Consider the following 25,778-nt stretch of genomic DNA (forward strand, 5'->3'; position numbering starts at 1 on the left):
AAGCATTCTCCAACTCCGCCGATTTGTTATAGGGTCGAGCATTCCTGATAGATTTTTTCACCAAATCCTTAAATACACATCTATTCCATTATAGGGTAAAAGACCGCAACAAACCATGCATCTTCCATACCAGCGGCCTTACGTGAAATTTGCCCCACAATCCCGACGCCCCTATGTAAAACTGCTTATTTTTGACAATTCCCTTTCTTTTTCTATTTTTTTATGTCTCTCAATTGATGCTAAAATCGAATCCTCTTTTTCCAAATTTTGAGACAGTGCTTTCCACTAAGTTATTTCAGTATAGATTATTTTATAATTGCTTTAGTTTGTGGATCACGTTTCTTGGAACGTTTTTCAATTAATAAAAACTACAGGCAAGATAGGATTCGGAATGGTCTCCTGCCGAATGCCCATCAAGCTATTACAGGTGATAACCATGATTTAAAATAAGACTAATTTTTCCACATTTTTATATAGGATTAAATATTATTTCTGAAATCAAGCTGTTTAAATAAAAAAACTGCAGGCATACTCGCTTTTCTTCGAGTTTGCCTACAGCTTGAACGCCTGCACGATGCCGCCGTCAATTTTTTCCCCTTTTAATCAGTTCATGCAAATCATCCATTTTCTTTTCCATGATATCCAGTCTGGTTTTACGGTGCTTGATGGAACGGAAAAGGGATACGGTCCCAACGATGATCAGGATTAGAAATAAAAGGCAAAACAATTGGTATACCAGATCCGCAATATTATACCCACTCACTATGTAATCCCCCTAAATGGCATTCTCAATATTCTATTATACACCAGGCAAAATGAACAATTTAACCTTTTTAAGGAGAATCGGGAATAAAAAACCGGTAGCCATTTGCTACCGATTGCTGTTTGTAGACAAAAGGGGTTCGGAAAACGTGACTTTGATCAAATGATGTTCCCAAACCAACACCTTCAACTCATCAGGTATGGTTTCTAACTAATTTTTATAACAAAGCTGATTGGAGGGGAAGGGGGGCGAGACTCCTGCGGGAAAAGCGCGTCTAGGGAGACCCCGCAGGAGGCTCGCGGACCGCCCACGGAAGGCGAATGCCTGGAGCGGAAATCAACGCCATAAAAAGACTGTAGACAAACTCTATTAAAATCGAAATCGAGTTTGTCTACAGCTGAACCGATAGCCTTTTGCTATCGGTTAGTCTTTTATCCCTCTATTTGTTGATCATCGTCAATATCCTCTTGAGGCACAATCAATTCTTCATAGAATGCAGCCGTTGTTGTTCCTGCATAAGGAATCAACCATAGTAAACCAATTCCCAGCGTGAACATGCAAAGGATGCCCCACCCGATGAAGCTTAGGTGCATAAGGAAATACTTCCATTTCAAGCCCTTCATTCTTTTTTTGCTCTCTGTAATGGCTTCAAGCACCGTGTATTCAGGATGATCCTTCAATAAGAAAAACTGCTGCGAATAAGCGATGGCCTTGATGATACCCGGGATGATTAATAATAATGACCATAAAAAAATGAAAATTGCTTGTAAGATGGATGCCCCAATAAGCTTGAAAGAGGTTTTTCCATCTTTATAGATAGCGAACACTTCTGGAATGCCAGGATTCCCTTCCCTAACTAAATTCAGGTAGAACCAAGTGGTTGAAATGGTAAGCGGGATTAAGGCAATGGAAAAGACCATGCTGAAGATATCGGACCATAACGGTGTATCTTCCTGCATGAGCCATTCTGAAAACCCACCGCTTCCGATCACTTCGACAATTAAAGGAAAAATGAGGTTGATCAAGAACAACAGCAACATAAGCGAAACAGTTACTCCCCATTTACCTCCCAACGACTGAAGGGCTTTCCTCTTTAATTCTGAGATTCTCATACTCTGATTAACTCCCCTCTTTTAAACGGCGGAATTCTGAATGTAAATATGGATAGATTCAGAAAAACCACTATTTATTCGATGTCAAAATCTCAATTTGTATTTAAACATACTAGCTTCTAGCCGCGGGCTTAAATTCCTAGAAAGCGCACAACCGGTTTCGAGCAACCATGATTCACTCCTTTCTTGCCTTGGTACTGGCTTGTAAAAGTTTATGAACGGGAATAAGACAATATGCCCTTCCAAATCAAAAATACCTTCGCGGAACCATACCCTGTTATGACGTATGGCCAGCGAAGGAGCATGTATTTATCTTGGTTAAAAGTCCTTATGTTAATCTAGTTCTTTTTTCCTTTTCCTAGGTAGACCGGGCCACTCATTTAATCTATTCCAAAATCTTTCGAACAGCATGGTTGAACTACCCACCACTTATCGACCTTACGATCTGATTGAAGTGTGGGATGAATCTTCGTAAGTGGGATTGTCCTTCATGTTCTTCTCACCACGATCGAGCCCTCATCGTGTTTTCTTTTCAAACTTTTTCCTGGCTTTGTCACCGCCTTATAAATGATCACAACAAAAAAAGAGCATCCCAAAGCAGAAATCGCTTCCGCCTTTGGAACACCCTTTTTCCTATAATCAATCAGAGCCACTTATAACAAAATCGTCTTGGAGCAAAGCTAAAGGAAGCTTTCTATTAATAGGATCCCCTGCCGAAACATTAATTTCAGTAATGTGACCACTGGCACCTATTGAAACATCAATCAATTTCCCATCTTCCGTCTTCACTAAAAAGAGCCTTTCCCATTCATAAACATAGGAATCCTTTTGAACGTAAACTTGTTCGACGGTCCCATCTTGAGCACACTCGATGGTATGAATCGGTTTTAACACGGAATCACTCCTCCACTCCCCATTATTAGACTATGCTTATACCCAGCCGCGGAATATCGAGGCTTCTGCCATTTTTCTGACACCCACCATATACGCTGCCAGCCTCATATCCACTTTTCTCGTCTCGGACATTTCATATATTTGATTAAATGAGTTGACCAATAACGCTTTTAATTTGGTTTGGACCTCTTCATCTTCCCAATAATAACCTTGATTATTTTGAACCCATTCGAAGTAAGAAACTGTCACACCGCCTGAACTTGCCAATACATCAGGTACGAGAAGCACATTGCGTTCCGTCAAGATCTTGGTTGCCTCCAATGTGGTAGGTCCATTCGCGGCCTCGACGACAATTTGGGCTTTGATAAGATGTGCATTTTCTTTGGTGATTTGATTGGAAATGGCAGCAGGCACTAAAATATCACAATCTTGTTCCAGAAGCTCCTGGTTGGTGATTGTATGATCGAATAGTGTCGTTACCGTTCCAAAGCTATCCCTTTTATCAAGTAAGTAATCGATATCCAGACCCTCAGGTTTATAGATGGCACCATATGCGTCCGATATGCCAATCACTTTCGCACCTGCATCATGCATGAATTTGGCCAAAAAGCTTCCTGCATTCCCAAACCCTTGGACGATGATGCGTGCACCTTTCAATTCTATGCCCTTACGCTTTGCAGCTTCCTCGATACAGATGGTGACACCTTGTGCAGTCGCCTTTTCCCTGCCGTGTGAACCGCCCAGTACCAGTGGCTTACCTGTAATGAAACCAGGAGAATCGTGTTCTCTTATTCTACTGTACTCGTCCATCATCCATGCCATGATTTGTGAATTCGTATAAACATCCGGGGCCGGGATATCTTTAGTCGGCCCCACTATTTGGCTGATTGCCCGAACGTATCCACGGCTAAGCCTTTCCAATTCACCGATTGACATTTGGCGCGGATCACAGATGATGCCGCCTTTTCCTCCGCCATATGGCAGATTCACGATTCCGCATTTCAAACTCATCCACATTGAAAGTGCCTTGACTTCTTCCTCATCGACTTCAGGATGAAAACGGATTCCGCCTTTCGTCGGACCGACAGCATCGTTGTGCTGGGCACGGTATCCAGTGAAAATCTTCGTCGAATTGTCATCCATCTTAATTGGAATCCGGACGGTAAGCATCCGTAGAGGTTCCTTCAAAAGCTCGAACACTTCTTCAGAATAGCCAAGCTTATCCAGTGCCTCCTTGATTACGACCTGTGTTGAATCAAGCAAGCTGGCAGTTTCTTTTTCTTCTTTGATTGTTGTACTCAATGGAATTCACCTCATAGGTATATTAGGATAAAACTTTTTTAATGCGTTCGATTGCCCAATCCAAGTCTTCTTTAGTAATCACTAATGGCGGTGCAAAACGGATAACTGTATCATGTGTTTCTTTACATAGCAGTTTTTCTTCTTTAAGCTGCTCACAATATGGTCTTGCTGCTTCTGTTAGTTCTACTCCGATGAATAAGCCTCGGCCGCGGATGTCTTTAATCATTGGATTCTTGATTTCTTTTAAACTATCCATAAAGTATTGTCCAAGCTCCAATGAACGTTCCGCAAGCTTCTCTTCTTCAAGGACTTCCAATGAAGCGATGGAAACCGCACATGCCAATGGATTGCCGCCGAATGTAGAACCATGGGAACCAGGATTGAATACGCCAAGGATTTCACGGTTCGCAGCTACGCAAGAGATTGGGAAAACCCCTCCGCCCAGCGCTTTACCTAAAATGTACATATCGGGAACTACTCCATCCCAGTCAGAGGCGAACATTTTTCCTGAACGTCCAAGTCCTGACTGAATTTCATCAGAAACGAATAGGACATTATTTTCTTTACATAAGTCGTAAGCTTCTTTTAAGAATCCTTGTGGCGGAATGATGATTCCCGCTTCACCTTGAATCGGTTCGATTAAAAATCCAGCCGTTTGCGGTGTAATCGCTTCTTTCAATGCATCAAGATCGCCGTAAGGGATAAGCTTGATCCCTGGCAGCATCGGTCCAAAGCCCCTTCTATATTCATCATCGGATGACAAGGACACGGCTGCCATCGTACGGCCATGGAAGTTCCCGATACAAGCAATGATTTCAGCTTGGTTTTCTGCAATTCCCTTAACATCATAACCCCAGCGTCTAACAGCTTTGATGGCTGTTTCAACGGCTTCAGCACCTGTATTCATAGGCAGTGCCATGTCTTTTTGCGTAATGCGTGAAACCATTTCATACCATGGTCCTAATTTATCACTATGGAATGCACGGGATGTCAATGTTACGCGATCGGCTTGTTTTTTTAATTCGTCGATGATTTTCGGATGCCTGTGGCCTTGGTTCACTGCTGAATAGGCACTAAGCATATCCATATATTTGTTGCCTTCAGGATCTTCCACCCAAACTCCTTCTGCCTTCGAAATGACGATTGGAAGTGGATTATAATTGTTTGCACCATATTGTTCTGTTTGCTCGATTAATTTTTCCGTTAAAGTTGTCATGTTGATTCCCCCTAAAATTTATAGCGTTTCAGATGTTGTTTTACCTTGAAGATGAAGAACTAAATAATCAGGACCGCCCGCTTTTGAATCTGTACCTGACATATTGAATCCGCCAAATGGCTGGTATCCTACAATGGCACCAGTACAGCCGCGATTGAAGTACAGGTTACCTACGTGGAAATCCTCACGCGCTTGTTCGATATGTTCAATGTTGTTAGAGATGACTGCACCCGTTAATCCATAATCCGTGTTATTGGCAATCTCGATTGCATGATTGAAATCTTTTGCCTTACAGAATGCAACAACCGGTCCGAAAATCTCTTCTTTCATGACACGTGCATTCTCATCCACATCGGCAATGATGGTTGGCTGGATGAAGAAGCCTTTTGAATTGTCTCCTTCTCCCCCTGTAACAATTTTGCCTTCTTCTTTACCGATTTCAACGTAGCTCATGACTTTATCGAAAGCTGCTTGATCGATGACCGGACCCATGAAGTTGTTTAGATCTGTTGGTTCCCCGATCGTTTTTTCTTTCGTTAATTCAATGGCACGATTCAAGACTTGGTCATATACATCTTCCACTATGACAGCACGTGAACAAGCAGAACATTTTTGACCGGAGAATCCGAATGCAGAAGCGACGATTGATTGTGCCGCCAATTCCAGATCAGCCTCTTTATCTACAACGATCGTATCTTTACCGCCCATTTCAGCGATGACACGTTTTAACCAGATCTGGCCTTCATGTACTTTTGCCGCACGCTCATAAATACGGATACCGACATCACGAGATCCGGTAAAGCTGATGAAACGTGTACGTGGATGATCTACTAAATAATCGCCTACTTCGGCACCGCTTCCTGGAATGAAGTTCACAACTCCTGCAGGCATGCCCGCTTCTTCCAGCACTTCGATGAATTTAGCTGCAATGACCGGTGTTGTACTGGCCGGTTTCAATAAGACCGTATTGCCTGAAACTAGAGCAGCCGTCGTCATGCCTGCCATGATCGCAAACGGGAAGTTCCAAGGTGAGATGATGACACCCACACCAAGCGGAATATAATTGAAAGCATTGTGTTCAATCGGACGGCTTTCCACTGGCATGCCGTCTTTAAGCTTCAGCATTTGACGTGCATAGTATTCCATGAAGTCGATCGCTTCCGCTGTATCTGCATCCGCCTCATTCCAAGGCTTCCCTGCTTCTTTAACCAATAGAGCCGAGAAATAGTGTTTTCTTCTGCGAACGATCGCTGCAGCCCTGAATAAAATGTTTGCGCGCACTTCCGCTTTCGTTTTTCTCCAAGTTTGGAATGTCTTATCTGCCGCTTGCATCGCTTGCTCAGCAAGATCTTTATTCGCTTTGGATACGGTTCCGATAACTTCTTCTTTATTTGCTGGGTTTACAGAGGTAATGACTTCATCAGTAAACACTTTTTCACCATTAATGATCAGTGGATATTTCTTCCCTAGATCTTTAGCTACATCATTCAATGCCGCTTGAAAAGCTTTATTGTTTTCTTCGATTTTAAAATTAGTAAATGGTTCGTGTTTATATGTTTGGACCATTATGTCTCATCTCCCTAAGTTTATGTTTTTACTTCTCCCTTATTAAACAAGCAAGTTCCGTGCCAACTTTTCATTTTTTCGAAAAAATAATGTTTTTTCTTGAAAAATGCAATGAAATTTAGCACTTTAAGGGCAAAATTTACATAGTATGCCATTATTTTTTGCTCTAATCCCTATTTTTGTCTCTTAAACCTTACACTTTTTATTAATGCAAATTTCATGCCAACTAGAAAAACCATAAAAAACAGCATTTTCGCACTTTTTCCGCAAAATTTTTTTGCACTTCAATGCAAAATAATCTTGCTGTGCAAATTTTATTTGCGCCTTTGCTTCAATTCCTCTACAATAGCTCTAAGAAAAGAAGAAAAACGGGAGGCATTCATGAATTTAGATCAAATCATTAAAATAGATGGTTTCCAATCCATCCTTTATTCGCTTGTGGATGTAATCGATACAGGGATACATATAATCGATATAAAGGGGCGGACGATTGTATATAACAAGAAAATGGCAGAAATCGAAGGAATGGATTCAAAAGAAGTGTTAGGGAAGAAGATTCACGAAATCTTTAAATTCAAGGAAGAAACGGAGAGTACATTAATAAGGGCACTTCATTCGGGGAAGACAACCGAGAACTCGAAGCAGACCTACTTCAATAATCTTGGTCAGGAAATTACAACAATCAATAATACGTTTCCGATTTTGGATCAAAAGCAAAATATCATCGGGGCCATTGAAGTGGCAAAGGATATAACGAATCTGGAAAGAATCATTAAAGATAATATATTGAATAAGGGCGATACCAAATATACCTTTGACAGCATCATCGGAACGAGTGAAAATTTCCTGGAAGTCATAGAAAAGTGCAAGCGCTCGACCAGGACAGCATCCTCCATCCTCATCGTTGGGGAAACGGGCACTGGAAAAGAGCTCTTCGCCCAAAGCATCCATAATGGCAGCAGCCGTTCGACACAACCTTTCATCAGCCAAAACTGTGCTGCCCTGCCAGACAGTCTAATTGAAGGAATACTCTTCGGCACAAAGAAAGGCGCCTTCACCGGATCGATCGAACGGCCTGGATTATTCGAACAGGCACAGGGCGGTACCATCCTGCTAGATGAAATCAACTCATTAAATCCGAACATGCAAGCGAAATTATTACGGGCCCTTCAAGAAAGGACGATTCGCCGTGTTGGGGATACTAAGGATAAACAAATTGACGTTAGGGTCATTGCAACGATAAATGAAGATCCGATAGATGCCATTTCAAATGACCATTTACGAAAGGATTTATACTACCGTTTAAGTGTCGTTTCGTTATTCATCCCGCCTCTTCGTGAACGGAAAGAGGATATTCCTTTGCTGGCGCAATCCTTCATTGAGAAATTCAATGCGCTGTTCGAATTGAATATAGAAGGGATCAGCGAAGAAGTCTACTCGCTTTTTTATGATTACGACTGGCCCGGGAACGTAAGGGAACTTGAACATATCATTGAGGGGGCCATGAATTTAATGGAACCTGGCGATACAAAGATTGCCATCACCCACCTTCCGGCTCTATTTAGGAAGAAAGCCCATTTGGAAGACATTCATCCCGGAAGAAAAGAGACTCATGCAAATGGAGTTTTACAGGAGTCGACCTTATCTCTTGATGATTATATCGCAAATACTGAAAAGCAATACTTGGAGAAGATATTGAAGGAACATGGCATGAATATCTCCCAAGCAGCCAAGGCCCTGAATATTAGCCGCCAAAGCCTTCAATACCGTTTGAAAAAGTATCAGGTCAAATAACATCATCCCTTCACAAAGAAGGCCCCCATTTATATGGAGGGCCTTTTGTTTATCGGCGGAAAGGGAACGGGTTCAGGAAGTTGATCTCCACTCCAGGCACTCGCTTTCCGCGGGCGGTCCGCCCTCGGCGTCCTTGCGCCTGTGGGGTCTCCCTTGGACTCGCTTTTCCCGCAGGAGTCTCGAACACCCGCTCCAATCAAATGGAATGTTTTTTATAAAAACTGTAGGTTGGTCACATTCCGAATCCCTAACAAGAATTTAACGAGGAAATGATTACAATGAATTAAAAACAAGAGTTGGTTATACTCTATGATTTTGTATTCATTTATATGGGATTAACCCTCATTGAATAAAATTGCGACACTCCTGCCGAAAAACTGGCTAGCCAAGACCCCGGAGACGCTTGCTTTGATGCGGCTTGGCAGACAGTCGGCGGAAAGGGAGCGGATTTCTGAAATCAGCTGAATTGTTTTTCAAATAAAAAACTGCAGGCAAAGAAAGGCCCCCATTGATATGGAGGCCTTTCTTTGCCTGCTATTCTTTTCGCTTTGCAATCAGAATGCTTCAGCCGCTTTTGCAACGTTTTCCAAACCATCCGCGATGATTTTTTGTGACCGATCCGGATACTGATTATGGCCTTCAATGACCACGGTCTCCGGATTGTTGATACCCCATAGGCTAATGATATTTTCCACTAAACTCACGGCCATTTCAGCGGAAGCCATTCCTTCTAATGCATAATCAGAACCGCGGGCATTCAATAGCATGACTTTTTTATCTCCAGCATACCCGACAGGACCTTCCGCCGTATAATTGAACATTATTCCTGCTTGTGCCAAATAAGAAAGATAGGTGATTAACGGTGCAGGAACCGTTGAGTTCCATAGAGGGAAAGCGAATACCACTTTATCCATGGCCATGAATTGATTTAAATATTGGTCAACCAGTTTTGCGGCATTTTCCTCTTCAGCTGTCAGTTCAAGACCTTGGTTGCGTTTATATAGTCCGGTAATCGCCGTATTTCCATAGTAAGGAAGCTCTTCTTTAAATAAATCCAGCTCGGTCACTTCATCCGCACGGTGTGTCTCTTTATATGTTTGTATGAATGTGTCATACATTTTCGAGCTGATTGCCTGATCAGCTGGACGATCGTTCACTTTCACGAATAATACTTTTGTCATTTTCCCGTTCTCTTCTGCCGCGGCTTCTTTATTTCCAAATAATCTGCTTAAGAATCCCATTATCCTCTCACCATTGCTTTCTATATTATTCTTATCGTTTAGACGACTAAATGAATCTCATTGCCTGATGGATCTGTTACAGTGAAAAACCCTTCTTTTTCCGTGACGACAGCCCCGATCCCTTCCAGTTGCTCCGTTACTTTGTTTCTCGCTTCTTCATCTGCATAAACGAGTGTATACCAGTTTAGCCCCACACTATTTTCCTTCGGGGCAGGGGCACCAACGCCATTCCATGTGTTCAATCCGATGTGATGATGATATCCGCCGGTTGAAGTAAAGAGCGCTCCTCCATATCGATTCACGACGGTAAACCCAAGACCTTGCATGTAAAACTCCTCCGTTTTACGTAAATCCGCTACATGCAGATGTATATGCCCCATCAAGGTACCTGCAGGCAGTTTGCTCCACTCCCCATCGCTTTCTTTCAGCAGGTCATTCCCATCCAACGGATCTGTGCCCATTTCGACCTCCCCGCCTGCCCATCTCCAATCAGCTGATGGCCGGTCAGAGTATACTTCGATGCCATTTCCATCCGGATCGGTAATGTACAGCGCTTCACTCACTTCATGATCCGCCGCTCCAAATGGATATTTCGTTTGAAGTAAATGGCGTAAAAAAATCGATAAGTCGGCACGGCTCGGAAGCAACAGGGCAAAGTGATATAAGCCCGTCGTCCGCCCTTCTTTCGGAATCACATCCGCAGGCTGCTCAAGTGTCAGCAACGGGGTTTTTCCGTCTGTCGTCAAAACAGCTTGCCGGTCGGTTTTCTTCAATACTTGAAGACCGATGATTTCTTGATAAAACAGAATGGCCTTATTCAAATCCAAAACATTTATACTCACTTCGCCAACAAATGTAATTGGTTTTTGGTGAAATTTTTCCATATTGTCACTTCCCTTTTTTATTGAAAATCACGTTATCCATAGAAAGAACCGTGCGGTTGGCACACGCTAGATAGACAGACATCGCAAGCAGTGCCAAGTCCAATTCGTAACCCGCCGCTTGCCCGTTTCCTAGAAAACCGGCAGGTAATTTAGCCGTGAAAATCGCCCCCGCCATAATGACCGCAAATAGGACGGAAACGATTCGTGTTCCCAAACCCAGTATAACCGCAAGTCCTCCGATCAATTCGATTCCTGCAACGATGTAAGCCATGAAGCCAGGAATGCCAAGGCTATCAAAAAATCCCGCCGTATTTCCTATGCCCCCTTGGAACTTTGAAACGCCGTGAATGAAAAAAGTAAGACCTAATATCACCCTTAAAAAAACGTGGGCTGCATCATTTTTATTCATGTATGAATTCTCCTTTTTGTCGGTTACTTTATGTAAGTAATTATATTTTTATAAGCTTATAATGTCAAGTAAGTTTATTGGAATTTCTTTTTTCCCCTAAATAAAAACGAATTGCCGAAGCAACTCGTTCCATGGTGCCACTATTTAAATGTGTAATAAATGGTTGAATTGATGATGAAAGAATCCGCAATGGTTCTCCCGACTTCCTCACATGCCACCTTACTGAATTTTGTTGCATCAACGGGCTCATATAATAATTGATGAATGCCGTCCACCGACCGTATTGCGACGGTTGCATCAGGGTTTGTCTGATATATCCGTTCCATTATTTCTTCTTTATTAGGAACCAGGCTGGCAATCCATACAAGATCGAACCCCGTGTAGTCATGAAGGGCGCCATCATTCAAGATATAGTCTGAATCCCCTTCTTTATCCAGTTCTTGGACGATGCGCCGGCCAAGTGAATGGGCTTGTTCATCTATATCGAGACATGTCATTTTCGCACCCAACTCCCGTTGAAGCAGCAAAGGACTTAAAGGCAGAGGCCCCGTCCCTACAAATGCAAATGATCGAATATCATTTTTCACCTTATTCAATTCATTGATTTCCGTTTGAATCAGTTCTTTGTAGTTATCCCAATAAATGAAAGAACGGAAGTCATCCAGGGTGTTCACACTGCCAACAAATAATTTGGCATAATGATCCTCCATCAATGTTTCAGCAACCGTCAGCTTTCCAAGCATGGTATCCCGAATCGATCGGATTTCATCATGGATAAGAATTTCTTCTGCCACATGCTGGTCCAAAGGTTTCGATATCATCGAAACCAGTTCGGTTAAAACGCGATTGATGATTTCGTTATTTGGTGATAAATCATCTTCTTCAAGTAAAATTTTATAAGTATCCATATATGTATGAATGATTTTTTCCTGGTTTCTAGACCATTTGATCGTTTTCAAGGCGCACACTCCTATTTGGAAATATTTTTTCGCTTAACCTTGGTATATACAATGCCAAAAATACCGAACGTCCTAGGCTGAATACAATAAAGGCCAGCCATAATGCATGGTTTTGATAGGCCGGGACAAAAATATAAAGTGTTATCACAAAGGCAATCAAGGAATAAATCATCGAGTTACGAATCGGGGCAGCTTCTGTTGCCCCAGTAAAAACACCGTAGAAAACGATGCCTACGCTGGCCGTTAAAGGAAACAAAATAAGCCAGATTCCATAAATGTTTGCCAGCTCAATGACACTTGGTATCCTTGTGAAAAGCGCTAGGATGGCATCAGCGCATAAATAGTAACTGACAGCGAGCACCAGGGAGGACAGAACACCCCATTGCAACGACAGGATCAGGGTCTTCTTATATAAGTGCTTATCTCTCGCACCAATCGCTTTCCCAACAAGGATGCTTGAAGCATTTGCGAGACCGTCAAAGAAGTAAGCCATCATATAGTGAATTTGGATGAGTACGGCATTCGCCGCCAATATCTCCGTCCCATATGAGGCCCCCTTTGCCGTGAAGATATTAAAAACTGCCAACAGGCAAAGCGTCCTGATGAATAAATCCCGATTCACCGACATCATTTTCTTAATGGATGAAGGATCGAACATCTCTTTCAACGGGGGCATTTCCATTCGATGCGGCGAAGCTTTCACAATAATGATCAGTCCAATGAAAAAGGCCGTCACTTCCGAAATGAGGGTCGCTATCGCTACCCCTGGCACACCCCACTGGAATCCATGAACAAATAGGAAATCCAAGGCAATGTTCATCAGGTTCATGAACACCTGTAAAACTAGCGAAACCTTGATCTTGGACATCCCCATCAGCCATCCCAATATGACGTAATTCATTAAAGTGAATGGGATTCCCCATATTCGAATGCTGAAGTATTCAGCCGCATATCTTCGAACATCAGCATCGGGATTCATCAGTGTTAAGGAAACCTGTTCAATTGGCCCCTGAAGCAGGATGAAACCTATCCCTGCAACAATCGCCAGTATAAACGGCCTTAAAAAGGCTAAAAAGCCTTGCTTTCCGTCGTTTGCCCCAAGTGCTTGTGCAGCAAATCCCGAAGTGCTCACACGTAAAAAACCAAACAGCCAATATAAGGTATTGAAAATAACCGTACCCATAGCTACGCCGCCTAAATAAGCTGGGTTTGGCAACTGACCCACAACAGCGGTGTCCACCGCGCCTATCAATGGCGTCGTTATCGTCGATATGGTCAGAGGAATGGCCAAGGCCAAATATGATCGATGGTTCACCTTACTTCCTCCTTAAGTATCAAACTGCAACTTAATCGAAATCATTACGATTTAAAACCCGAACTTCATTATTCAAACATCGAAATCAGTTCTTTTGTGTATGAATGGCGATCGCTGCAAAAAAGCTGTTCTTTTTCGAATGAATCCACAATAACCCCCCCTTTCATCACCATGATCCGTTGGCTCATCTCCTGTACAGCCGATAGATCATGAGAAATAAAAAGGTAGGAGGTGTCCAAAGTCTCCCGCAGCCCGCCTAACAATTTCAGCACCGCCGCTTGGGACAGCACGTCCAGGCTTGAAGCCGGTTCATCCAATATAATGAGGGCCGGTTCGATGCTGATTGCACGTGCAATGGTCACCCGCTGCTTTTGTCCGCCGCTTAGCTCATGCGGGTAACGTTCAGCAAAACTCCTTGGAAGCTCCACCGTTTCCAGGAGCTGTCCGATAAAGTTCGCTTCACTTGTATACGTAAAATATTTCAAATTGACCAGGCTGCCAAATTGAAGATATGGATCCATTAGTGAATCCTTTATCCTTAGTTTTGGATTCAAAGCCGATGCAGGATTTTGCAAAACGGCCTGGATGTTCTTCCGATACGGTTTCAAACTGCGTTCACTTTTGTTTTGCAGCTCGGTCCCTTCAAATAGGATGCTGCCCTTGTCAAAAGATTCAATCTGAAGGATGAGTCTTGCCAGTGTGCTTTTTCCGCAGCCGCTCTCCCCCACTAACCCGAGGCATTCCTTCCTTTCCATGCTGAAATTCACGTTCCTTAGTATTTCCACTCCGTTATCATAGCTTTTATGGACATTTCGCACGTCTAATAAACTCATCCTGACACTCCTTCAAGCTTAAATGGAATTCTCCTCAATGATGGCGATGATTGAATCAGTTCATTCGTATAAGCATGCTGCGGATGATTCAATACCTGATTTTTATCACCGGTCTCTATGATGGCCCCGTCTTTCATGACCGCAATGCGGTCCGCATACTTCCTGACATGACGTAAATCATGGGTAATGAACAAGATTGCACATCCGGTTTCTTTTTGGAGCTTTGATAATAGCTGTAAAACCTTAAAGGAAGATACACTGTCCAAGGCTGTGGTCGGTTCATCCGCTACCAAGATATCAGGTTCAAGCAGCAGGGCCATTGAAATCGATACGCGTTGAAGCTGCCCGCCGCTTAATTGAAAAGGGTATCTGCCGTAGATATCTTCATTCAGGCCCACCGATATGAGCGCATTGACCGCTTGCTGCCTCCTTGCCTTTTTGGAAAGGTTCAAATGTGTTCGCTGATATTCGTCGAAATGCTGACCGATGGTAAGGAACGGTGTGAATGAACCCTGGTAATCTTGAAAAATATAGGCCAGGCGCTTTCCGCGAACCTTCCTGATTTCTGAGGAAGATAGGGTTAATAAATTCTTTTCCCCGTACCATATTTCCCCCTTCGCTTGAAGATTGGGTGCAAGCAGCTGACATATTGCCATGGCCGTCATGCTTTTGCCGCTCCCGCTTTGTCCGACAAGTGCGAACCACTCACCCTCCTGCACATCTAATGAAAGATCCTTGACGATATGATTTTGCTTGCCCATGATATGCAGCTGCCTCACGGATAAAATGCTCATGATCCCACCTCCTTTTTCACATCGAATGCATCACGCAAATAATCACCGAGCATGTTGGTTAGAAGGACGACAAATACGATGGCGAGCCCTGGGTAAATCATCAGCAACATATTGGATTGAAAGTATGGACGGGCATCATTCAGCATGGCTCCCCACTCCGGTGCCGGCGGCTGCGCACCGAGCCCGATATATGATAAGGAAGATATGAGCAAAATGATTTTTCCTAAATCGAGGCTAGAAAGGACAAGGACATTCCCGATAAGGTGCGGAAATAGATGCTTCCGCATGATCCCAAATGAACTTAATCCATTGATTTTAGCAACTGTGACATATTCCTTCTGACGTTCGGTGATCACCGTACTTCGCACAAGCCGGGCATAATTCACCCATTTCACCAGAACGATCGCCAACAGGAGATTTTCGATTCCCGGTCCTAATAAACCACTAAGAACAATGGCAACGATCGTATCTGGGAAGGCGAGAAACGCGTCGGCAATGCGCATGAAGATCCGATCGATCAGACCTCCTTTAAAACCGGCAATCATCCCGAACGGGACGCCGATGATAACTGCGGCAAACAAAGATAAGAGGCCGTAGCCAACCGTCAGCTGTGCACCAAGCAGAAGGCGCGTCAATACATCACGCCCTAGATGATCCGTCCCTAACGGATGTTCCATGCTCGCCGGCCATAGCCTTTCTTCCAGATTGACCAGTGCCGGATCATGTTTCAGAATAAGAAAGGTGTAAGCCAAAACGGCAAGGACTGTCGCCATCACCGTAAATAGGACGGTCATTCTCCCGAGCCTTTTGGATTTTTCTTTGATAACTAACTCCATTTTCCATGCTTCCTTTCCTTCAGTCTTAGCTCCGGATTTAAATAGCGATAAGATAAATCCACGGCACTATTAACCATGAATACAATGATGGCCATCACCAGCAGGTATCCTTGGATGACTGGATAATCCCGCGACCGAATCGAGTCCACGACCATCTTACCTATGCCCGGATAGGCAAAAATAACTTCGATCACGACTACACCGCCGATCAGGCTGCCAAGGCTGACGCCGAATACGGTAATGACCGGGGGCAAGCTATAACGAAATGCATGGGCAAAGAATATCCGCATCTCTGAAATCCCCCTAGATCGGGCAGCCCTGATGAAATCATGACTGAGGGAATCTATCAAACTCGAACGCAGCAAACGGACGTACACACTTGTGATGGCCAGCCCCAGCGTGACCGACGGCAGAATCAAAGAATGAAACCCGTCCCTGCCCATCGTTGGAAGGGCTCCCCATCGTACCGCAAATAAATCTATCAAAAGCAGCCCCAGCCAAAAGCTGGGAATGGCTGCCCCCAATAAAGAAACGGCCCGGCTGAATTGATCGATCCAGCTCCCCCTGTACAAGGCAGCAAGCGAACCTAACGGAATGGCTATACCAAGCATGACAAGCAATGCACCAACTGCCAGCTCAAGTGTTGCAGGCAGCCCGCTCATGATCATTTCCATCACAGGCTGATTCGTCAGGTAGGATTGCCCGAAATCCAATCGGATAAAGTCCGCAAACCAATTGCCATACTGCACGAACAGCGGATCATTGAACCCTAATTCTTCACGAAGCTCATTGACTTGCTCGTTTGTGACCGATACATCATCCACTTGAAGTATCGAGAGAACCGGGTCGCCAGGAGCAAGCCGAACAAAAAGGAAAGAAATGAATGTAATCACAAGAACAAAAATCGCGACCTCAATGAATCGGCGGACTAAGATGCGAAACATTCACTTCACATCCAATTCATTCGTCAGCATGTAGTATTCGCTTCTCGAAGTGATCCAGTTTTTAACTTTATCGGCATCATAAGCAACAAGTGTATTCGGATGTAAAATGAATGAATTATACACCTGTTCATCCACATACATCGCAATCTCCTCAGCTAAATCCGAGCGCTCCTCCTGCCCGACCGTCACGTTCAGCTCATCAATCAGGGACGTCAGGCGATCATCATCAGCCCCACTGAAGTTCAAGGCACCCTTTGGATGATAAGTAGCATTTAAATAATAACCGGCATCCCCTCTCGGAGCCGTTAAATTGCTGTAGGTCGTTAAATCCCAATCGCGATTGGAAGCCATATACTCTTCAGGGATTTCTATTTGCTTGATATTCACTTCAATCCCCAACTGACCGGCATCCGATTGAAAAACTTGGGCAATTAACGGCAGGTCGGCACGTGAACTGTATGTAAGCAGTGTAAAATTTAACGGTTTACCGTCTTTTTGCATGACACCATCCACTTTCTTATATCCCGCCTGATCAAGAAACGCCTTAGCGGCTTCCGTTCCATTCGCTTTTTTCGGATAATCCGGGGCAAAAGAGAAAGTGGATGGGAATGGCCCCGTCGCCACTTCTGCATGACCATGTAAAATCGTTTCCGCAATGGATGGACGATCGATCAAGGCATCAACCGCCTTCCGGACGTGTATGTCCTGCAATGCTTTACGTTCCAAATTCATCGTCATTTGATGTACGCGGAAAGTCGATGTCGATTCAACCTTCACACCATCTTTCGCCTCTAAATTTTCCAGGCTTTCCACTTCCGGACGGAAAACAATATCAGCGTCTCCCGATTCAAGGGCAAGAGAACGTGCATTGGCATCTTCATTAAACGAAAACCTGGCTCTCTCAAGCTTTGCTGCTCCATCCCAGTAAGACTCATACCGCATTAAATCAACAGCCGTACCTGGTATGAATTTCGAAACGGCAAATGGCCCGGTTCCTATCGGCTTGTTTATATAGTCACTTGCCTTCACATCAATAATCGATGTATTTGGATGAACCAATTCAGAAGGAAACTCCGGAAAAGGAACCTCCGTCTTAATGGTCAGCGCATTCCCGTCCGCTTCAATCGACTCAATGCGCAAAGCATTCTTGATCGCCGGACTATCTTTCATCGCCCTCTCCAAGGAAGCCTTCACCGCTTTGCCATCCATCGGCTTTCCATTCTGAAACGTCACACCCTTCCTTAACTCAAAATTCCACAATTGACCATCCTCGCTATCCCAGCTCTTCGCCAGCCAAGGTTCGATGGTCAAATCCTTATCATTGAGATGCACCAATGTCTCAGTGATGCCAGCCCTAAGCGACACATAACTAGTATCAACATTCGGATCAAGCGAGCTAGTCGCAAAATTAAAAAGCAAGTTCACTTCCTTCTTCCCTCCCGCTTGATCCTTCGCAGACTCGGTGGAACAAGCAGCCAAAAGAAAGACTGATAAACATACAATAAAAATCAATTTACATTTTCTGAACACGATATATTTCCTCCATTACCTCAACTATTTTGGCCGACATAAAATCGTATTGATTACGATTTATATTGCAGCTTTACCATCATGACAAACGTCGTAACACATCGCCGAATGCTTATCCGAAATCAAACTATTAATCCTCCTCGAGAGTAAACATCCATTCATGAGTAAATGTGCTAAACTCATGAGTATTTGCTCCAAACTCAAGAGTAAATCCTCCAAATTCACGAGTATTTGCTCCAAACTCAAGAGTAAATCCTCCAAATTCACGAATTTGCTCTAAATTCGTGAGTAACAGCTCTAAATTCGTGAATAACAGCTCTAAATCTCTTGCAATTGGACTAAATTATTAAAAAAATGCACCAAATTCTCAATTTATTGCACGAACCCTCCTTTTTCAATCCATTCTTTCAGTGCTTTTCGTCTAATAAATCAAAATGATTACGATTTATACCTTATAACACTCTCTCTTGTCTTGATTGTCTTCCATTATAAAACGTAATGATTACTGTTTACAAGGTTTTTTTGAGTTTTATTATCGGATGCCTGTTCCTTCGATGATTGGCTTTTTGATTAAGTAAAAAACTCCTGAAAAAGGATTTCAGGAGTTCTTCGGCTTTTATTTCAAGTTGTTGTAGTGGTTGATGACTTCTTCGGTGATTTCGCTATTCTCGTCCAATCCGCTAACTTCCTTAAGTGCTGAAGCTACACCGTGTTCTTTAATCATCGTTTGCAGTTTAAGGGCTTCTTCATCTTCGTTAAAATCAAAGAGTAAAGCCGCCGCTATCGCTTTCGCCAGATTAGTATAGGAAAGTCCGGCTTTCTTTGCTTCTACGGCAGGGCGCACGAGACGGTCGTTTGGCCCGAGTTTACGCAGCGGTGAACGTCCGACTCTATTCACCGAGTCATTCAGGTAGGAGTTTTTAAAACGATTAATGATTTTTTCGATATACTGCTGATGCTCACCTGCATCCAAGCCGTATTGCTTTATTAAATAGGCACCCGTTTCCCCTAGGGTTTTCTTGACTTGCTCCACAATGCCTGCGTCTTGCAATGACTGGTCAATCGTTGATTTTTTATTTTTGAGATAACCGAGGTAAGCAATGACGGCATGTCCTGTATTAACGGTAAACAGTTTTCTCTCAATGAATGGGGCGAGTTCTTTTACAATGGTCATCCCTTCAACGGCAGGTATGCTTTCCTTCGTTTCAACGACCCATTCATAATAAGGTTCCACCAAAACATCGAGTGATCCTTCGTTATTTTGGATAGGAACGATGCGATCGACTGCTGAGTTAAAGAAGTAGACTTTATCGGCTAGTTTTTCCTTTGTGGCTTGATCCAGGTTTTCCAGAATGTAGCCTTCTAAAAGGTCTGTTGCCGATATTTGGTTTTCGCAAGCGATCACATATAGTTTTTCATCGGTTTCCTTCACTCTTGATGCCAATCCTTTTGCAATTAAAGGAGCGATATGAGGCAAAATATTGGGACCGATAGCAGTGGTGAGGTAGGTTGCTTCGGAAATTGCTTTAATGACTTCCTCTTCCTGCTTTAAACTGTTTAAACCCGAAACATTTTTCACAGTGACTGATTCTTGTTGATCAGTGGCCAGTTTGACTTGATATTGCTTTTTATCATTTAACTGATCGATGATTTGATCAGCTATATCTACAAATGTCACATGATATCCAGATTGTGAAAAAAGTGCTCCGATAAATCCTCTTCCAATGTTTCCTGCACCGAAATGTACTGCTTGTTTCATTACAATCATCCCTTTATCAAGTTAGTATATAAATAATCCAAAAATATGGCTTCCAGCCTTCTTCTAATCATTTCTTCGTCCGAAGATGAAAAAATCATGATGGATTCATTGCTTTCAATTAAGCTTGAACTTATTAAGCTGACGATTTCCTGCTGCTTCACACTCAATTCTTCAGGTGCCAGCATCAGCAGTAAATTTTTCATATGGACGTCATTGCCGTCCATACCTTTGACCAGACGATATTCCTCCAGGTGAGCCACCTGGAATATCAGTTCTTTTACATTCTTTTGTCTCGTATGGAAAAGGCCCATCCCCGTGCCCGGAATGCCTAAACCGCCCTTTTTTTCCCGTTCCTTCAAGGATCTGACCACATCATCAGCACCCTTCAGCAGTTCTTCCGTTTCAGCCTTCCTCACCATTTCTTCGATGATTTCTGGATGTCCTTTCCGATGCGGCAGCCGATAAAACCGGAAATTATCCATGATCGACTCAATGCTCTGCTGGGCATCTTTCAATTCCTGCAGCACTTCTTTCAGTTCGCCATCCTCTTTTTTGGTCACGGTATCCTTAGCGGCTGACTTAATGCCATAACGCTTATTCTTCGTGAAGTTTTCGATATTCTTCCTTAAATAATTCCTGATGTTCAAAATATTATCTTCACTCAAAAGAGGGGATACAAGGATATAATCACTATCGATATACGGAAGCCGGACGGTAGAAATGATCACATCATAGTTTTTCAGGCTGCCCTGCTGCTGGATGTCTTTGATCGTCTTGATTTCTACCGTCTCGATTTCGATGATTTCCTTTTTGATCCGGCTTGCAAGCATCTTCGACGTACCGATACCTGTCGGGCAGACGATGAGTGCCCTAATTGATATTTCTTCCTCCCGCAGCACTAATGCAGATCCGAAATGAAGGACGATGAAGGCTATTTCATCTTCAGGAAATTCTTTTATTTCTTTGAATCCCTTTTCCAGACTGGTCTTCACTGCCAAAAAGAGAACCGGGTACTTTCGCTTAATATCTTCGGTTAAGGGGTTGTACAATCCCATTTCCTGTTTGATCCGGAAAAGCGATGGTTCCATATGGGCAAGAAGCCCCTGATACAATGGGAAATCCTTGGTCAAATCGATTTGCAGTTGTGCCGAAACATCTTTTATCAGGTTTCTTATCAGCTGTCCAAGCAGCACACTGTCATAGGGAACGGCATCCGCCGCATGAAGCTTGGAACCTTTAAGGACGGCTGCAAGGTAGCTTATATCATCGATGGTAAAAGAAACTTCCAGCATGGCGCTGAGTTCCTTGCCTATTTTATTCATGAGATTATTCTCATCGGAAAGTTCGCTTATTTTATTGAAGTCCTTCTCCAAAAAATATTGGCTTTCATTCCTTTGCAGGGTTACATAAATATGTACAATTAACCCTATATACCCGCTATCCGCCAATCGGGAATGGGCACTGTTAAAAGTTGAGTTCAGCACCCCGTCGATAGCCAGAAGATATTCGGGATCAAAATAGTCGAGGATTTTCGCTTCTGGAAATTTCCCTTCTTGCAGCAAAAATAAACTTTCAATCAGCTCTTCATTAAAGAAGTGCAAGAAATAGGCTGCCTGGGCTTTCCGTTTATTTTCTTCGGTGCCGGCAAGCTCTATTCCGACTCCTCTTTTTCTGGTAATCACGATATTAAAATTCCTTAACCATTCAGTCAGTTCGTCCAAATAGGTTGTAAGAGTCGTAATGCTTATACCGAGATCCCCCGCAAGAACTTGAGTTTTATAGGATTCTTCCTGCAGTAAAGCTAAAAGAAGATGCAGCTTTCTTTCTTGTGGCGTTTGATCGATCGGATGGTTGCCCATTAGGTGCTGTACAAGCCGAAAGACTTGTTCATTCTTCCCGTCGATGGACAGTCCCTCATGTGTATTGCGTGTTAAATGCAACTCGAATGATTGCAGGATTTTTTCTATGGACTTCAGATCGCGTTGAACCGTCCGGACACTAACATTCAATTGTGTCGCAATGGATAAGGCTGTATGTTTCCCTGAAGTTTTTATGATCAATTCTATGATTGATTTTTCCCTTGAAGTAATATACATGCTACCAACTCATTTCTGGTGGAGTAACACGAGAAAATACTGAATAGAAAAGCGTATAACGCTTTTCTATTCTTGGTTAAGAGTATTTAATTATTTTCTACACTTATAATATCCATCAATTCCCTGGCTGATGTGGCTTTAACCATCTTTTCAATATTCTCCATGTCAGAGCATGTAACTGCAATGCCCGATAGAATTTCAAGATGTGTCCCGTCCTTGCCGGCAATGCCGAATATCAATCGTGCCTTTTGGCCGTCAAAGTCGACACCCTCAGGAATTTGTAAAACGGTAAATCCGGATTTAAGGACATCTTTCTTAGCTTCCTCGGTTCCGTGCGGAATGGCTACATCATTCCCCATATAGGTTGAAGTCAATTCATCACGGGCAATCATCGCTTCAATATAGCTTTCCTTAACGTAACCTGCATTGACCAAAGCTCTTCCCGCAAAGCGGATCGCTTCTTCCTTATTGGCGAATTGTTGATTAAGGAAGACGTTTTCTTCACGAAGCAATTCATTACCTTCCGGCTCATCCTCGTTGATGCCAGGTTCGATTGAATGTTCACGAACACCGGGAACCTTCTCTTCAGCATCTTCGACGATTTCATGCAGCTCATCGGTACCGTCATCCTGAAGCCTCGCAAGCAACGAATCGTATTCAGGGCTCGATAGGAAATTATCGACGGATACATGATAAGCATTCGGCACTTTATTCTGTGCCCTTGGAGTTAACTCTTCCTGTGTAATGACGATTTGTGCATCAGCAGGAATGTTTGAGATTGCCGTATTTGTAACAGCGATATTCAATCCGGCTTCCTTCACCTTCTTGCGAAGCAGCGATGCCCCCATCGCACTTGATCCCATGCCGGCATCGCAGGCAAATATTATTTTGCTGACGTTTGTTGGCATCGTTCCCGGATCTGAAGCGAATACATCGGCAACAGAGCTTTTCTTGCCTTTCATTTCTTGCATTTTTTTCGCGGCATCTTCAATATTCTCTTCAGATTGCTTTCCTGTTTTCAGGATGAATGCACCGACGATGAATGAAACAAGGGCGGCTACGATGACGCCTGCAAAGTTAGCAATATATGCACCTGCATTATGCGGAGTTACCGCTGTAATGGCAAGTATGCTGCCTGGAGAAGCTGGAGCGAACAATCCTCCGCCTAGTAGGACCAAAGTGAAAACTCCACTCATTCCTCCAAGAATGACGGCTAAGAATAACATCGGCTTCATTAGGATATAAGGGAAATAAATTTCATGGATCCCGCCGAAGAAATGAATGATGGCAGCTCCTGGCGCGGATTTCTTCGCCGTTCCCTTTCCAAAAAAGCAATAAGCAAGGAGTACGCCGATACCTGGTCCTGGATTCGATTCCAGAAGGAACAGGATGGAAGCCCCTGTTTGTTTGACTTGCTCTACACCAATTGGTGATAGTACACCATGATTGATGGCATTGTTCAAGAACAATACCTTGGCAGGCTCGATCAGGATACTTGTCAACGGCAGTAAACCTGTACCGACAAGCCAATCGACTCCTGCTACAAGCCAGCCTGTAAATACGTCTACAGCAGGCCCGATGGCCAAGAAGGATAGGATGGACAATAAGCCCCCAATAATCCCCGCCGAGAAATTATTAACAAGCATTTCAAAACCGGCTTTTATTTTCCCTTCAATCAATTGATCGAATTTCTTGATGACATAACCGCCGAACGGTCCCATTATCATGGCTCCAAGGAACATCGGGATGTCAGATCCGACGATGACGCCCATTGTCGCAATGGCACCGACTACCCCGCCGCGGTGGTCATGGATTAGCTTACCGCCCGTATACCCAATTAAAAGCGGCAATAAAAACGTAACCATCGGTGTAACCATTTTGGCAAGGCTTTCATTTGGCAGGAAACCAGATGGGATGAATAGGGCAGTGATTAGCCCCCATGCTATGAAAGCTGATATATTCGGCATGACCATTGAACTTAGAAAGTTACCGAACTTTTGAACTGCAACTTTTATATTAAAGTGAGCCATTTTTGCTCTCTTCCCTTCTTATTAATATTGTTTCCTTTAATCTTAAGGTACGTACATCCCTCATTCAATAAAAGAAAAAGCTAACTTTGTCGCGAAAGAGAAGACAAACATAATGTATCTCACTTTTCCAGATTTATTCAGCGCTTGATGCAGACAGATAAAAGTCCCGTTCGCATCGTGACGAACGGGACTCTTTAAAGCTTTATAGCGGGATGATTCCCAATAGGACACAAACCACTATCATGACAAGCGTCGATCCGCATGCCCATTTCAGGAAAGTGCGCTGCAAGGCACCGAAATCTTCCCCTACCATTCCAACCAATAGATAAGTAGATGGAACAAGCGGGCTTAATAGATGGACAGGAAGCCCCAATAGTGAAGCTCTGCCGATCAGGGCAGGGTCAATTCCATAAGCAGCTCCCGCTTTAGCAAGTAATGGGAGCACACCATAATAAAATGCGTCATTAGACATGAAGAACGTAAAAGGTGCTGAGATGATGGCTGTGATGACAGCAAAATGTGCGCCCATTTGATCTGGAATATGCTGAATCAAAGAGTTTGCCATGGCATCGACCATCTCCGTGCCGGCAAGGATTCCAGTGAAAACACCTGCTGCAAAAATCATCGAAATGACGGATAAAGCATTGTCCGCATAGTTTGCTACACGTTCTTTCTGATCACTGAGTTTCGGATAATTAACCGTAATGGCAATCGCGAAACCTACCATGAACAGAACCGCTGAAGGCATAAGTTCCATGATCAGCGCAACCAGCAGTGTAAGAGTCAATGCGTAATTGAATATGATCAATTTAGGCCGTTTTAGATAAGCATCTTCCGTTGCAGCCGCGTGCTGTGCCACAGCATGATAATCGACCTCAATGATCCCGATTCTCTTTCTTTCTTTTTTACCCAGGCAGTATGCCATGAAAAGGACGAATAGGACTCCGCCAATCATCGCTGGAATGACGGGTGTGAACACATCGGACATTTCAAGTTTTAAAGCGGTCATCACTCGTGCTGTAGGGCCTCCCCAAGGAAGAAGGTTCATGACTCCAGATGACGAAACGGCAATGCCGGCCAATACTAGCGGTCTCATTCCAATCCGTTTATATAGCGGAAGCATGGCTGAAATCGTTATCATATATGTAGTCGTTCCATCTCCATCCAAGGAAATCAGCAAGGCCAGGACTGCCGTGCCGATGGCAATTTTCACCGGATCTCCTTTTACAACCTTAAGAATCGTATTGATGATCGGGTCAAAAACCCCAGCATCAATCAAAATGCCAAAGAAAAGGATCGCAAATAAAATCATGATTCCCGTTGGCGCAACGTCTTTGATGCCTTCCAGCGCCATCTCACCCATTTTACCGCCAAACCCGCCAATAAGTGCAAAGGCACTTGGTACTGCAATCAAAGCTATCATGGCTGAAAGTCGCCCTGTCATAATTAAAATCATAAACACTAATATCATCAAGTATCCTAATAAAGCGAGCATATCTAT

The 25,778-nt window shown here is 43.5% G+C and carries 22 protein-coding genes; 1 reads left to right on the top strand and 21 read right to left on the bottom strand.

Annotated elements, in window-relative coordinates; translation table 11 throughout:
• Positions 1–583: 583 nt before the first annotated feature.
• The 6 genes from ACFX4H_RS12005 to pruA all read right to left on the bottom strand — a co-directional run bounded on the left by ACFX4H_RS12005 (position 584) and on the right by pruA (position 6,853).
• On the bottom strand, positions 584–763 hold the full coding sequence (locus ACFX4H_RS12005; RefSeq protein ID WP_034309467.1) for a hypothetical protein: 180 nt from the start codon (positions 761–763) through the stop codon (positions 584–586).
• Positions 764–1,194: 431 nt separating this feature from the next.
• Complete coding sequence (locus ACFX4H_RS12010; protein ID WP_048686802.1) at positions 1,195–1,875, bottom strand: DUF975 family protein; 681 nt, start codon at positions 1,873–1,875, stop codon at positions 1,195–1,197.
• Between the two features lie 639 nt (positions 1,876–2,514).
• Positions 2,515–2,769 (bottom strand): biotin/lipoyl attachment domain-containing protein, encoded by a 255-nt coding sequence (locus tag ACFX4H_RS12015; protein ID WP_249597329.1) that lies wholly within the window; start codon positions 2,767–2,769, stop codon positions 2,515–2,517.
• A 36-nt stretch (positions 2,770–2,805) separates the two neighbouring features.
• Positions 2,806–4,071, bottom strand: coding sequence for a Glu/Leu/Phe/Val family dehydrogenase (locus tag ACFX4H_RS12020; protein ID WP_048686806.1), 1,266 nt, complete (start codon positions 4,069–4,071; stop codon positions 2,806–2,808).
• Positions 4,072–4,093: 22 nt separating this feature from the next.
• Positions 4,094–5,287, bottom strand: a complete 1,194-nt coding sequence (locus ACFX4H_RS12025) for an ornithine--oxo-acid transaminase (RefSeq protein WP_034309472.1) — start codon at positions 5,285–5,287, stop codon at positions 4,094–4,096.
• A gap of 18 nt (positions 5,288–5,305) precedes the next feature.
• Complete coding sequence (gene pruA, locus ACFX4H_RS12030; RefSeq protein WP_063590353.1) at positions 5,306–6,853, bottom strand: L-glutamate gamma-semialdehyde dehydrogenase; 1,548 nt, start codon at positions 6,851–6,853, stop codon at positions 5,306–5,308.
• A gap of 381 nt (positions 6,854–7,234) precedes the next feature.
• Here pruA and ACFX4H_RS12035 point away from each other — a divergent pair, with 381 nt between their 5' ends.
• Complete coding sequence (locus ACFX4H_RS12035; RefSeq protein WP_377435368.1) at positions 7,235–8,647, top strand: sigma-54 interaction domain-containing protein; 1,413 nt, start codon at positions 7,235–7,237, stop codon at positions 8,645–8,647.
• A 554-nt stretch (positions 8,648–9,201) separates the two neighbouring features.
• Here ACFX4H_RS12035 and ACFX4H_RS12040 read toward each other — a convergent pair.
• The 15 genes from ACFX4H_RS12040 to ACFX4H_RS12110 form a co-directional block, all read right to left on the bottom strand.
• Complete coding sequence (locus ACFX4H_RS12040; RefSeq protein WP_377435370.1) at positions 9,202–9,888, bottom strand: FMN-dependent NADH-azoreductase; 687 nt, start codon at positions 9,886–9,888, stop codon at positions 9,202–9,204.
• A gap of 38 nt (positions 9,889–9,926) precedes the next feature.
• Positions 9,927–10,772: a VOC family protein gene (locus ACFX4H_RS12045; protein ID WP_377435372.1), complete on the bottom strand. Its 846-nt coding sequence runs from the start codon at positions 10,770–10,772 to the stop codon at positions 9,927–9,929.
• Between the two features lie 4 nt (positions 10,773–10,776).
• Positions 10,777–11,181: a DoxX family protein gene (locus ACFX4H_RS12050; RefSeq protein ID WP_034309486.1), complete on the bottom strand. Its 405-nt coding sequence runs from the start codon at positions 11,179–11,181 to the stop codon at positions 10,777–10,779.
• A 140-nt stretch (positions 11,182–11,321) separates the two neighbouring features.
• The gene (locus tag ACFX4H_RS12055) at positions 11,322–12,140 is read right to left on the bottom strand and encodes a nicotianamine synthase family protein (RefSeq protein WP_377435375.1); all 819 of its coding nucleotides are present in this window, start codon (positions 12,138–12,140) and stop codon (positions 11,322–11,324) included.
• Positions 12,118–13,455, bottom strand: a complete 1,338-nt coding sequence (locus ACFX4H_RS12060) for an MATE family efflux transporter (RefSeq protein WP_377435377.1) — start codon at positions 13,453–13,455, stop codon at positions 12,118–12,120. Before ACFX4H_RS12060 ends, ACFX4H_RS12055 begins: the two co-directional genes overlap by 23 nt.
• Positions 13,456–13,523: 68 nt before the next feature.
• Positions 13,524–14,288 (bottom strand): ABC transporter ATP-binding protein, encoded by a 765-nt coding sequence (locus ACFX4H_RS12065; RefSeq protein ID WP_063590347.1) that lies wholly within the window; start codon positions 14,286–14,288, stop codon positions 13,524–13,526.
• Positions 14,285–15,082, bottom strand: a complete 798-nt coding sequence (locus ACFX4H_RS12070) for an ABC transporter ATP-binding protein (RefSeq protein WP_377435379.1) — start codon at positions 15,080–15,082, stop codon at positions 14,285–14,287. Before ACFX4H_RS12070 ends, ACFX4H_RS12065 begins: the two co-directional genes overlap by 4 nt.
• Positions 15,079–15,918 (bottom strand): nickel transporter permease, encoded by an 840-nt coding sequence (nikC, locus tag ACFX4H_RS12075; RefSeq protein ID WP_377435381.1) that lies wholly within the window; start codon positions 15,916–15,918, stop codon positions 15,079–15,081. Before nikC ends, ACFX4H_RS12070 begins: the two co-directional genes overlap by 4 nt.
• A complete protein-coding gene (gene nikB, locus ACFX4H_RS12080) occupies positions 15,909–16,862 on the bottom strand; it encodes a nickel ABC transporter permease (protein WP_283866269.1) in 954 nt (317 codons plus the stop codon). Before nikB ends, nikC begins: the two co-directional genes overlap by 10 nt.
• Complete coding sequence (gene nikA, locus ACFX4H_RS12085; protein ID WP_377435384.1) at positions 16,863–18,392, bottom strand: nickel ABC transporter substrate-binding protein; 1,530 nt, start codon at positions 18,390–18,392, stop codon at positions 16,863–16,865. It abuts the gene before it with no gap.
• 60 nt (positions 18,393–18,452) lie between these two features.
• Complete coding sequence (locus ACFX4H_RS12090) at positions 18,453–18,638, bottom strand: hypothetical protein (protein ID WP_377435386.1); 186 nt, start codon at positions 18,636–18,638, stop codon at positions 18,453–18,455.
• 370 nt (positions 18,639–19,008) lie between these two features.
• Positions 19,009–20,151 carry a mannitol-1-phosphate 5-dehydrogenase gene (locus ACFX4H_RS12095; RefSeq protein ID WP_328138974.1) on the bottom strand — a complete coding sequence of 381 codons (1,143 nt, stop codon included), beginning with the start codon at positions 20,149–20,151 and terminating at the stop codon, positions 19,009–19,011.
• A gap of 5 nt (positions 20,152–20,156) precedes the next feature.
• A complete protein-coding gene (locus tag ACFX4H_RS12100; protein ID WP_328138975.1) occupies positions 20,157–22,247 on the bottom strand; it encodes a BglG family transcription antiterminator in 2,091 nt (696 codons plus the stop codon).
• Positions 22,248–22,333: 86 nt separating this feature from the next.
• Positions 22,334–24,277 carry a PTS mannitol transporter subunit IICBA gene (locus tag ACFX4H_RS12105; protein ID WP_377435387.1) on the bottom strand — a complete coding sequence of 648 codons (1,944 nt, stop codon included), beginning with the start codon at positions 24,275–24,277 and terminating at the stop codon, positions 22,334–22,336.
• Positions 24,278–24,479: 202 nt separating this feature from the next.
• A complete protein-coding gene (locus ACFX4H_RS12110; RefSeq protein WP_063594521.1) occupies positions 24,480–25,772 on the bottom strand; it encodes a CitMHS family transporter in 1,293 nt (430 codons plus the stop codon).
• Positions 25,773–25,778 lie beyond the last annotated feature (6 nt).

This window comes from Peribacillus sp. YIM B13477 (genome assembly GCF_042787955.1).
In the GTDB taxonomy this organism is placed as follows: Bacteria; Bacillota; Bacilli; order Bacillales; family DSM-1321; genus Peribacillus; species Peribacillus frigoritolerans.